This window comes from Hydrogenophaga electricum (assembly GCF_030160815.1).
GTDB classification, from domain to species: domain Bacteria; phylum Pseudomonadota; class Gammaproteobacteria; order Burkholderiales; family Burkholderiaceae_C; genus Hydrogenophaga; species Hydrogenophaga electricum.
On record NZ_BSPB01000026.1, the window covers coordinates 38,229 to 49,180 of the forward strand.

Consider the following 10,952-nt stretch of genomic DNA (forward strand, 5'->3'; position numbering starts at 1 on the left):
GCGCCGCTTTCAGCGGTGCCCGTGTGACCCGGAGGGCGAAGGGGCGGCCGCCCGGCTCTTGACCACCGCGTAGCGCTGCAGCGTGCGCTCGCGCGCCTGGGCGTGGTCGACGACGGGCGCGGGGTAGGTGGCCCCCAGTTGCACGCCCGCCGCCAGCAGTTCGAGTTCCCGTGCCTGCCAGGGGGCGTGCACCGCGTTGTCGGGCAGGGCCTGCAAGGCGGGCAGGTAGCGGCGGATGAACTTGCCTTGCGGGTCGAACTTCTCGCTCTGTGTCACCGGGTTGAAGATGCGGAACCAGGGCTGGGCGTCGCAGCCGCTGGAAGCCGCCCATTGCCAGCCGCCATTGTTGGCCGCGAGGTCATAGTCGATCAGGTGGTCGGCGAAGTAGCGTTCGCCCCAGTGCCAGTGCAGGCCCAGGTCCTTGACCAGGAAGCTGGCCACCACCATGCGCAGCCGGTTGTGCATGTAGCCGGTCTGGTTGATCTGCGCCATCGCTGCGTCCACCAGCGGATAGCCGGTGCGGCCTTCGCGCCAGGTGTCGAAGAGGGTCTGGGCGTGTTTGCCGTGTTCGAAGCGGATGGCGTCGTATTCGGGCCGGAAGGCCCGCTCCACCACGTGCGGGAAGTTGGCCAGGATCTGGTGGTAGAAGTCGCGCCAGATCAGCTCGCCCAGCCAGGTGGAGGCGCCTTGCAGGCCTTGCAGGTGCATCTGGTAGGCCACGGAGGCGACCTGACGGATGGAGATCGTGCCGAAGCGCAGGTGGACGCTGAGGTAGCTGGGGCCTTTGACCGCCGGGAAGTCACGCGTCTCGTGGTAACGGTCGATGCGCTCGACAAAATCCTCGAACAGGCGCTGCGCCCCGCGGGCGCCGGTGGGCAGGGGCAGTTGCGACAGGTTGGTGGGCGCGAAGTCGATGTCGGACAGGCGCGGCACCGGGGTGTTCCATTCGCCACCCTCCGGGCCAGGCAGCGGCGCCAGGCTGGCGGCGTGGCGGTCGATGGGGTAGGGCTGCAGGTAGAACGGGGTCAGCGCCTTGAGCCAGGCGTTGCGGTAGGGCGTGAACACGCCAAAGGGCTGTCCGGCCTGCGTCAGCACCTCGCGCCGCTCGAAGACCACGTGGTCCTTGAAGCCGTGGAACATGATGCCGGCGTGCGCGAGCGACCCGAGCACGTGGGCGTCGCGTGCCTTGGCGTCGGGTTCGTCGTCGTGGTTGGCGAACACGGCCTGCACGTGCAGGGCCTGGGCGATGGCCGGGATGGCGTCGCGGGCGCGGGCATGGCGCACGATCAGCCCGGTGGCTGCTTGGCCGTGCGCGGCGCCGAGGGCGCGCAGCCGCTGGTCCAGATCGACCAGCGACTCGCGAATGAACTCCACCCGGCGGTCTGCTTCGAGTCCGCGCGCCAGCAGCGGGTCGAGAATGTCGGTGTCGAAAACGAACACGCACCAGACCTGCCGGCACTGGCGCAGCGCGTGGTGCAAGGCGGCGTTGTCTTCCGCCCGCAGATCGCGGCGGAACCACATCAGGCCTCGGTCGTAACGGTTCATGCGCAACTGCGTGAAAGGGGGCTGAAGGTGTGCGGGTGGGCCGGAGGGGGCCGCTTAAAATCACCGGATGCCCGCTGATTTTGCCCCCATCAATCTGACCAATCACTTCCTGATTGCGATGCCCGGCCTCAGCGACGAGCTTTTCGGCCGCAGCGTGGTGTTCATGTGCGAGCACAGCGAGCGCGGCGCCCTGGGGCTGGTGATCAACAAACCCAGCGACATCCTGCTGCCCCAGCTGTTCGAAAAAGTGGAACTGCCGCTGCAGCGCGACGACCTGAGCGCGCTGCCGGTGTTCCAGGGCGGGCCGGTGCAGACCGAGCGCGGCTTCGTGCTGCACGACGCCATCGAGGCGGGCGAGGGCGAATCGGTCTACGCCTCCACGATGTCGATTCCGGGCGGGCTGGAGATGACGACCTCGCGCGACGTGCTCGAAGCCATGGCTTCGGGTGCGGGGCCGCGCCGGGTCTTCGTGACCCTGGGCTATGCCTCCTGGGGGCAAGGCCAGCTCGAATCCGAAATCACCGAAAACAGCTGGCTGACGGTGGAGGCCGATCCGGCGCTCATCTTCGACGTGCCGGTGACCGAACGCTACGACCGGGCCATGGCGCTGCTGGGGCTGCAGTCCTGGATGCTGTCGCCCGATGCGGGGCATGCTTGATGCACACCCCCTGCGCCGCTTCGCGTCTTCCCCCTCTCTCGCCTGCGGCGGGAGGGGGACGGCAGCCGTGGCCCGGCCAAGCCGGTTCCACGCTGCCCTGCGGATTGGGGCTTCCCTTCGTTGGCGTGGGGTTTCTTTCCAACCCTTCGCGTGTTGCGGAGTTGGCCTGATGGCGTCGTCGCCTTTTTCGGGCCAGACATTTCTGGCCTTCGACTATGGTCTCAAGCGCACCGGGGTGGCCACGGGCAACCGGCTTACGGGCACGGCCACGCCGCGTGGCACGATCACGGCCGAGGGCGATGCGCGTTTCGTGCAGATCGCCACGAGGCTGAAGGAATGGCAGCCCGATGCGCTGGTGGTGGGCGTGCCGTTCCACCCCGACGGGGCCGCGCACGAGAACACGGCGCGGGCGCAGAAGTTCGCCCGCCAGTTGCGGGGCCGTTTCGGCCTGCCGGTGTTCGAGGTGGACGAGCGCTACAGCACCACCGAAGCCCACAGCCTGGGCGCCCGCGACGCCGACAGCGCGTCAGCCTGCATCATTCTGGAACAGTTTCTGAGGAGCCTGCCGTCATGACTTCCCCGACCCCGTTGCCCGATGCCGAGCAACTGTATGGCGCGCTGCTCGCGGGGGTGAAAGCCCTGGCCGCCGCCACACCGCAGCCGATCCACCTGGCGGGCATTGCCTCCGGCGGCGCTTGGCTGGCCGAGCGGCTGCACCGCGACCTGGGGTGGCCCGGGGCGCACGGCGTGATCTCGTCGGCCATGCACCGCGACGACTTTGCGCGCCGCGGCCTGGCGCACAGCGAGCAGACGGTGCTGCCGTTCGAGATCGCCGGTGCCCACGTGCTGCTGATCGACGACGTGCTCTACACCGGGCGCACCATCCGCGCCGCACTCAACGAGCTGTTCGACTACGGCCGCCCGGCCAGCGTGCAACTGGCGGTCCTGATCGACCGTGGCGGCCGCGAACTGCCGGTGGAAGCCACCTTCAGCGCGGCACGGCAGGCCCTGCCGGAAGGCCAGTCGATCGAGCTCGGCCGCGACGCCGACGGGCGCCTGCATTTCGTGCTGGAAAACAAGGAAGCCTGAACACCATGGCACGCAACCCGCAACTCAACAAGAACGGCGAGCTGATCCACCTGCTGTCCACCGAAGGCCTGTCGCGCGACATCCTCACGCACATCCTGGACACCGCGACCAACTTCGTCAGCGTCAGCGACCGCGAGGTCAAGAAGGTGCCGCTGCTGCGCGGCAAGAGCGTGTTCAACCTGTTCTTCGAAAACAGCACCCGCACCCGCACCACTTTCGACATCGCCGCCACGCGCCTGTCGGCCGACGTGTACACGCTGGACATCGCGCGCAGCTCCACCGCCAAGGGCGAGTCGCTGCTCGACACCATCGCCAACCTCTCGGCGATGGCGGCCGACATCTTCGTCGTGCGCCACAGCGAAAGCGGCGCGCCCTACCTGATCGCCCAGCACGTGGCGCCCCACGTGCACGTGGTCAATGCCGGCGATGGCCGCCACGCGCATCCCACGCAGGGCATGCTGGACATGTACACCATCCGGCACTACAAGAAAGATTTCAGCAACCTGTCGGTGGCCATCGTCGGTGACGTGCTGCACTCGCGCGTGGCGCGCAGCGACATCCACGCGCTGACCACGCTGGGCTGTCCCGACGTGCGTGTGGTCGGCCCGCGCACCCTGGTGCCCAGCGACCTCTCGCACCTGGGCGTGCGTGTGTGTCACACGCTGGAAGAGGGCATCAAGGACTGCGACGTGGTGATCACGCTGCGCCTGCAGAACGAGCGCATGAGCGGCGCGCTGCTGCCGTCGAGCCAGGAGTATTTCAAGAGCTTCGGCCTGACCACCGAGCGCCTGCGCTGGGCCAAACCCGATGCCATCGTCATGCACCCGGGCCCGATCAACCGCGGCGTCGAAATCGAATCGGCCGTGGTCGACGGGCCGCAGAGCGTGATCCTGCCGCAGGTGACCTTCGGCATCGCGGTGCGCATGGCGGTGCTGAGCATCGTGGCCGGGAACGAGGCATGACTGTGCCCGCCTCGCCGTTCTGGAGCCCGGCGATCCGCGGCCTGCACGCCTACGTGCCGGGTGAGCAGCCGCAGGGTGAAGGCTGGATCAAGCTCAACACCAACGAGAGCCCGTACCCGCCGTCGCCGCGCGCGCTGGCCGCGATCCGGGCAGCGGCAGACGAGCGCCTGCGCCTGTACCCCGACCCCCAGTCGCTGGCGCTGCGCCAGACCGTGGCCAGCCGTTTCGGTCTGGAGGCTGCGCAGGTGTTCGTGGGCAACGGCTCCGACGAGGTGCTGGCGCTGGCCTTCATGGCGCTGCTGCGGCATCAGCGGCCGGTGCTGTTTCCCGACATCACCTACAGCTTCTATCCGGTCTACGCCAACCTGTACGGGGCGGCCTTCGAGCAGGTGCCGCTCGATCCGCAGTTCGCGGTGCGGGTCGCCGATTACGAACGGCCCAACGGCGGCATCCTGCTGCCCAACCCGAACGCGCCCACCGGGGTGGCCCTGCCCCTGGCCGACATCCGGGCGCTGCTGCGGGCCCACCCGACGTCGGTGGTGGTGATCGACGAGGCCTATGTGGATTTCGGCGCCGAGAGCGCCGCCGCGCTGGTGCCCGAATTCCCGAACCTGCTGGTGGTGCAGACGCTGTCCAAGTCGCGCGCGCTGGCCGGCCTGCGGGTCGGGTTCGCGCTCGGCCAGGCGGCGCTGATCGAAGCGCTCACCGTGGTCAAGGACAGCTTCAATTCCTACCCGCTGGACCGTCTGGCCCAGGCTGGCGCACAGGCGGCGCTGGCCGACGAAGCGCACTTCGAACACACGCGGCAGCAGACCATCGCCTCGCGCGAATGGCTGGCGGCGGCGCTGGCGGCGCGCGGTTTTGCCTGTTTGCCGTCGTGCGCCAATTTCCTGTTCGTGGCGCACCCGGACCATCCGGCCGCCGGGCTGATGCAGGCGCTGCGCGAGCGGCGTATCCTGGTGCGGCATTTCCGCCAGCCCCGCATTGACAACCACCTGCGCATCACCATCGGCACGCAGGCCGAATGCGAGCGCCTGGTGGCGGCCATCGACGAGGTGTTGGCGTGACGTCCCCCTGCGCCGCTTTGCGACGTCTCCCCCCTCTGGCGCAGCCCGGTGTGGTGCGGGGAGCGGCTGCGGCGCGTGGCATCCCTGAATGGAAAGAACGACCGGTCGCCGGTCAGCGAGTTGAGGCAGCATGAAGATCCTGATCCAGAACGGCCGCGTCATGGACCCCGCCACCGGGCGCGATGAAATCACCGACATCGCGATCGCCGCCGGGCGCATCATCGCGGTCGGCAACGTGGCGGCCGACTTCCACCCCAACCGCACCATCGATGCCAGCGGCTTGGTGGTGGCGCCGGGGCTGGTCGATCTGGCCGTGCGCCTGCGCGAGCCGGGGCAGGAACACGCGGGCATGCTCGAAAGCGAGATGGCCGCGGCCGCCGCCGGCGGCGTGACGGCGCTGGTCTGCCCGCCCGACACCGACCCCGTGCTTGACGAACCGGGCTTGGTCGACATGCTCAAGTTCCGAGCCGAAAAGCTGCACCAGTCGCGCGTGTTCCCGCTCGGGGCGCTCACGCGCGGCCTGCAGGGCGAGGTGCTGACCGAGATGGCCGAGCTGACCGAGTCGGGCTGCATCGGTTTCGGCCAGGCCGAGGTGCCCATCGTCAACACCCAGGTGCTGCAGCGCGCGTTGCAGTACGCGGCGACGTTCGGCTACACGGTCTGGCTGCGGCCGCAGGACCCGTGGCTGGGCAAGGGCGTGGCCGCCAGCGGCCCGCTGGCCACGCGCATGGGCCTGTCGGGCATCCCGGTCACGGCCGAAACCATCGCCCTGCACACCCTGTTCGATCTGCTGCGCAGCGTGCACAGCGCCAGCCGCGCGGCCGGCGAAAAAGGCCTGCGCGTGCACCTGTGCCGCCTGAGCAGTGCCGCCGGGCTGGAGCTCGTGCGCCAGGCCAAGGCCGAGGGGCTGCCCGTGACCTGCGACGTGAGCGTGCACAACCTGCACCTGGCCGATGTGGACATCGGCTATTACGACAGCCGCCTGCGCCTGCAGCCGCCGGTGCGCCAGCAGCGCGACCGCGAGGCCCTGCGCGCCGGCCTGGCCGATGGCACGGTCGATGCCCTGGTGTCCGACCACAACCCCGTCGACAGCGACGCCAAGGTGCTGCCGTTTGCCGAAGCCGAGCCTGGAGCGACGGCGGTCGAGCTGCTGCTGGGCCTGTCGGTCAAATGGGCGCAGCAGGAGGGGCTGGGCCTGATGCAGGCGCTGGCCGCGCTGACCACCGGGCCGCAGCAGGTGCTGGGCTCGGCGCTGGGCACGCTGCAGCACAGCGTCGGGCAGATCGCCGTCGGGGGGGTGGCCGATCTGTGCCTGTTCGACCCGAACGACAGCTGGGCGGTGCAGCCCGGCCAGTTGCGCAGCCAGGGGGTGCACACACCCTTCGAAGGCCATGAAATGCCGGCGCGCGTGCGCTGGACCCTGGTGGGCGGCTACGTCGCCTACGAAGGCAGGGGCTGAGGTGGCGGCGGGCCGGCGCTCGCCCCTGCAGGCGGCGTGGCGCATTGTGCGCGCCGTGACCCATGTGCTGCGCGGCATCTGGACCATCCGCAGCGAATTCGGCCGTCTGACGCCCGAGGCCTGCGACCTGCTGGTGCGCGAATGGTCTCGGCAGATGCTGGGCATCCTGGGCGTGGCGCTGCGCGTGCAGGGGGAGCTGCCCTCCCGCGGGCCGGTGCTGCTGGTGGCCAACCACAGCTCCTGGCTCGACATCCTGGTGATGAACGCGGCCCAGCCGGTGCGCTTCGTGTCCAAGGCCGACGTCAAGCGCTGGCCGGTGCTGGGCACCCTGGTGACCGGTGCCGGCACGCTCTTCATCGAACGGGAAAAACGCCGCGACGCCATGCGCGTGGTGCACCAGATGGCCGAGGGCCTGCGCGGCCATGCCCGGCTGGCGGTCTTTCCTGAAGGCACCACGGGCGACGGCCGCGCGCTGCTGCCTTTTCATGCCAACCTGATCCAGGCCGCCATCGTGGCCGAGGCGCCCGCGCTGCCCGTCGGTCTGCGCTTCGTGGACACGGCCACCGGCGAGCCCAGCGAGGCGCCGCTGTTCGTGGGCGACACCACCTTGCTGCAATCGGTGTGGCGCACGCTGCGCACCACGGGGGTCGGAGCGGAGGTGTTTTACGGCGATCCCCAGCGGGCCGACGGGCGCGACCGCCGCGCCTGGGCCCGCGATCTGCGTGTGGCGGTGGGCGGCCTTTGCGGTGCGGCCACGCCCGATACGGCGCACAGTCTTCCTGATCGGCGCGGGCTTCCTTCATAATCGGGGCCATGCAATCCCTGCGCGCTGCCACCACGCTCGCACGCCTCGTCCTGGCGTGGTTCGTGTTGACGCTGGGCGTTGCGGTGGCCTCGCCGATCATTCAGCCCCACTCGGTGGAGATGGTGTGTTCGGCGGCGGGCAACATGAAGCTGGTGGTGGTGGACAGCAACGGCGAAGCCGTGGTCTCGCCCCATTCGTCGCTCGATTGCCCGGCGTGCCTCGTGGTCACGCCGCCCACGCCGGCCATCGCGTGGGATTTTGAACCGGTGCAGCCGCTCAGCCAGGCGCTGCATCCTTTCACGGCCGCACACATCGCGGCCCTGACCGGGGCACCACTGCCCCCCCGCGGCCCGCCGGCCGCCGCCTGAACGGTCGCCGGCTTCCGCGTTCCGGGCTCTGTGGCCCGTGACATCGCGGCGGTGAACGGCGGCAATCGGTTCGGTATCGCAGCGGCAGGCCCGCCCGGTACCGATCTTCTTGCGGTGGTCAGGCCCCAGGGGCCCCGTCCGATCTGTGGCCCTGTCGAACCGGGGCGGGTCGACGGTGATGGTGGATCTTCATGGTTTCTTTGCGATGGTGGGCGTGCTGCGTATCGGCAGGCGCCTTGTTCATGCCCGCGGCCGCCTGGCCGCAGACCGCCGCGCCCGCTGCGGCGCCCCTTCCGGTGTTGCCCACGGTGGAGGTCCGCGCCAGCGGGTCGGTCGACGCGCTGGCCGAGCAAGCCCAGGAGCAAGCCCGGGAAGCCCTGTCACAGCGTGCTGGTGGCACGGCGCTGGTCACGGCCGACAGCTTCCGCCAGGGGCGCGCTGCCACGCTGACCGATGCCCTGGCCTGGGCGCCGGGGGTGCTGGCCCAGACCCGGCACGGGCAGGAGGCGCGGTTTTCCATCCGGGGTTCGGGCATCCAGCGCGGGTTCCTGATGCGGGGCATCCAGATCTACCAGGACGGCACACCGCTGAACCAGGCCGACGGGGCCGGTGATTTCCAGTCCGTCGATCCGCTGTCCACGCAGTACGTCGAAGTCTGGCGCGGCGCCAACGCGCTGGAGTACGGGGCCAACGGCCTGGGGGGTGCGGTGAACTTTGTCTCCCCCACTGGCCTGACGGCGCCGCGCGCGTCGCTGCGGCTGCAGGCGGGCTCTTTCGGCCAGCAGCAGGTGCAGGCCAGCCTGGCCGGCCGCCATGAGGCGCTGGATGGCTATCTCAGTGTCAGCGACAGCCGCCAGGACGGCTGGCGCGAACAGTCGGCCACGCGGACCCGCCGCGTTTCGGCCAACGTGGGGGCACAGGTGGGGGAGGGGCTGGAGCTGCGCGCCTTCCTGGCTTACCTTGATGCCGATCTGCAGATGCCCGGCAGCCTGACCCGTGCGGCCCTGAACACCGATCCGCGTCAGGCCGCGCCCGGTTATGTGAACCAGAACGCGGTCAACAACTACACGCGCACCCGGGGGGCCGTGCGGGCCACGTGGCAGCTCAGCGACCAGGTGCGCTGGACCACCGTGGCCCACACCTCCGAGCGCGACCGGTTCCACGCCATGACCATGGGGATCCTCCAGCAGGACCTGCGCGACAGCGGTTTCGATTCGCGCGTGGTGGCCGCGTGGGGCCCAGCGGGGCTGACGCGGCAGCTCACGGCCGGCCTGTCCTCGGCCCGTCTCAAGGGGGAAGAATGGCGCTTCGCCAATGTGGGCGGGCAGGCCGGCGCGGCCACCGGCCGCAATACCTTGCGTGCGCGCCAGGACACGCTGTACGGCGAATACGCGCACGGGCTGGATGAACGCTGGACCGTGCAGGCCGGGGCCCAGGCGGTCCGGGTGAAGCGGCGGGTAGACAACCACACCACGCCTTCGGCCAGCTACGACACCGCATTCGACCATGTGGCCCCCAAGCTGGGCGTGCTGTACGCGCTGACCCCGACGGCCCAGGCCTACGCCAACGTGAGTGGCAGCGACGAAGTGCCGCCCATTGGCGAGATGGTGGTTCGGCCGCAATGGCCGCTGGGCCATCCGCAAAAGGCCACCACGGTCGAAGCGGGCTGGCGCGGTCGCGCGGGGGACCTTTCGTGGGACATGGCGGTCTACCACGCGCGGGTCCGCCACGAACTGCTGGCACTCACCGACGCCACCGGCGCAGCGCTGGGCACGACCAACGCCGACCGCACCGTGCACCAGGGGCTGGAGCTGTCGGCCAGCGTGCCGGTGGCGCCGTCGTTCGCGTTGCGCCTCCAGTACCTCTACAACGACTTCCGCTTCGACGGTGATCCGCTCTATGGCGACAAGCGCCTGGCCGGCATTCCGCCGCACCTGCTGCGTGCCGAACTGCGCTGGAAGGCCGCGCCGTGGCTGACCGTGACGCCCGGTCTGGAGTGGTTGCCCGGCAAAACCTGGGTCGACCACGCCAACACCGTGTCGACCCCGGGGTACGCGCTGTGGAACCTCACGTTCAGCGGCGAACTGGGCCAGGGCTGGAGCTGGTTCGTCGAAGGCCGCAATTTGAGCGATCGCCGCTATGTGGCCACCACCGCGGTGCAGGCCCAGGTGCGGGGCGCCGACGGGGCCTATTACTTCCCGGGCGACGGCCGCGCGGTCTACGCCGGCCTGAGCTGGCGCATGCCCTGAGCGTTGCCTGTTATTTCTTTCTGTTTTCCATCCCCTGTCCAAGGAGCTTACCCATGAAAACCTTCATCACCGCCAGCCTCATGGCCCTGGCTTCGCTGAGCGCCGCCGCCCACGACGGCCACGCCCACGGCAGCACCAGCGTCGACGTCAAGGACGCCTGGGTGCGTGCCACCGTCGCCCAGCAAAAAGCCACCGGAGCGTTCATGCAGCTGACGGCCAAGGCTGACAGCAAGCTGGTGGCCGTGCAGTCGCCCGTCGCCGGTGTGGTGGAAATCCACGAAATGGCGATGGACAACAACGTCATGAAAATGCGCGCCCTGCCGGCCGGGCTGGAGTTGCCCGCCGGCAAGGCCGTGGAACTCAAGCCCGGTGGCTACCACGTGATGCTGATGGACCTGAAGGGCCAGGTGAAGGCCGGTGACACCGTGCCGCTGACCCTGGTCTTCGAAGGCAAGGACGGCAAGCGCGAGACCGTCGAGCTGCAGGCACCCGCCCGTCCGCTCAACAGCGCCGGCATGGCCGCGCCCCAGGGCGACCAGGGTGGCCACGGCGCGCACAAGCACTGACCGGAAAAGCCCTGACGCGCTGATCTCACTCGCCCGATGACCCTCTCCCGCCTGTCCGTCACGGCCCGTGGCCTCACCCGCTGGGTGCTGGCCATGATGCTGCTGGCCAGCCTGGCGCCCGCGTTCTCGCGCGCGCTGGGGGCCGGTGGCGGGCCGCCGGGCGCGGCGGCGCCGGGCAGCGGCT

Annotated in this window: 11 protein-coding genes; 10 read left to right on the top strand and 1 reads right to left on the bottom strand. The window is 69.8% G+C overall.

Annotated elements, in window-relative coordinates:
• Positions 1–9 precede the first annotated feature (9 nt).
• Entirely contained in the window at positions 10–1,545 is a 1,536-nt protein-coding gene (locus QQK43_RS14925; RefSeq protein ID WP_284308361.1) for a cryptochrome/photolyase family protein, read from the bottom strand.
• Between the two features lie 67 nt (positions 1,546–1,612).
• On the opposite strand from QQK43_RS14925, the gene QQK43_RS14930 reads away from it, so the two are divergent.
• The 10 genes from QQK43_RS14930 to QQK43_RS14975 all read left to right on the top strand — a co-directional run bounded on the left by QQK43_RS14930 (position 1,613) and on the right by QQK43_RS14975 (position 10,768).
• Positions 1,613–2,203, top strand: coding sequence for a YqgE/AlgH family protein (locus QQK43_RS14930; protein ID WP_234265540.1), 591 nt, complete (start codon positions 1,613–1,615; stop codon positions 2,201–2,203).
• A gap of 169 nt (positions 2,204–2,372) precedes the next feature.
• Entirely contained in the window at positions 2,373–2,777 is a 405-nt protein-coding gene (ruvX, locus tag QQK43_RS14935) for a Holliday junction resolvase RuvX (protein WP_234265539.1), read from the top strand.
• Positions 2,774–3,292: a bifunctional pyr operon transcriptional regulator/uracil phosphoribosyltransferase PyrR gene (gene pyrR / locus QQK43_RS14940; protein ID WP_284308363.1), complete on the top strand. Its 519-nt coding sequence runs from the start codon at positions 2,774–2,776 to the stop codon at positions 3,290–3,292. The genes ruvX and pyrR overlap by 4 nt, the downstream gene beginning before the upstream one ends.
• A gap of 5 nt (positions 3,293–3,297) precedes the next feature.
• Entirely contained in the window at positions 3,298–4,254 is a 957-nt protein-coding gene (locus QQK43_RS14945; RefSeq protein ID WP_284308364.1) for an aspartate carbamoyltransferase catalytic subunit, read from the top strand.
• Entirely contained in the window at positions 4,251–5,321 is a 1,071-nt protein-coding gene (gene hisC, locus QQK43_RS14950) for a histidinol-phosphate transaminase (protein ID WP_284308365.1), read from the top strand. Before QQK43_RS14945 ends, hisC begins: the two co-directional genes overlap by 4 nt.
• Positions 5,322–5,451: 130 nt before the next feature.
• A complete protein-coding gene (locus tag QQK43_RS14955; protein ID WP_234265535.1) occupies positions 5,452–6,780 on the top strand; it encodes a dihydroorotase in 1,329 nt (442 codons plus the stop codon).
• A 1-nt stretch (position 6,781) separates the two neighbouring features.
• Positions 6,782–7,585, top strand: coding sequence for a lysophospholipid acyltransferase family protein (locus QQK43_RS14960; protein ID WP_234265534.1), 804 nt, complete (start codon positions 6,782–6,784; stop codon positions 7,583–7,585).
• Between the two features lie 8 nt (positions 7,586–7,593).
• Positions 7,594–7,953 (top strand): DUF2946 domain-containing protein, encoded by a 360-nt coding sequence (locus QQK43_RS14965; protein WP_234265533.1) that lies wholly within the window; start codon positions 7,594–7,596, stop codon positions 7,951–7,953.
• A 242-nt stretch (positions 7,954–8,195) separates the two neighbouring features.
• The gene (locus tag QQK43_RS14970; RefSeq protein ID WP_284308366.1) at positions 8,196–10,202 is read left to right on the top strand and encodes a TonB-dependent receptor family protein; all 2,007 of its coding nucleotides are present in this window, start codon (positions 8,196–8,198) and stop codon (positions 10,200–10,202) included.
• A gap of 53 nt (positions 10,203–10,255) precedes the next feature.
• Positions 10,256–10,768 (top strand): copper chaperone PCu(A)C, encoded by a 513-nt coding sequence (locus QQK43_RS14975; protein WP_284308367.1) that lies wholly within the window; start codon positions 10,256–10,258, stop codon positions 10,766–10,768.
• Positions 10,769–10,952 lie beyond the last annotated feature (184 nt).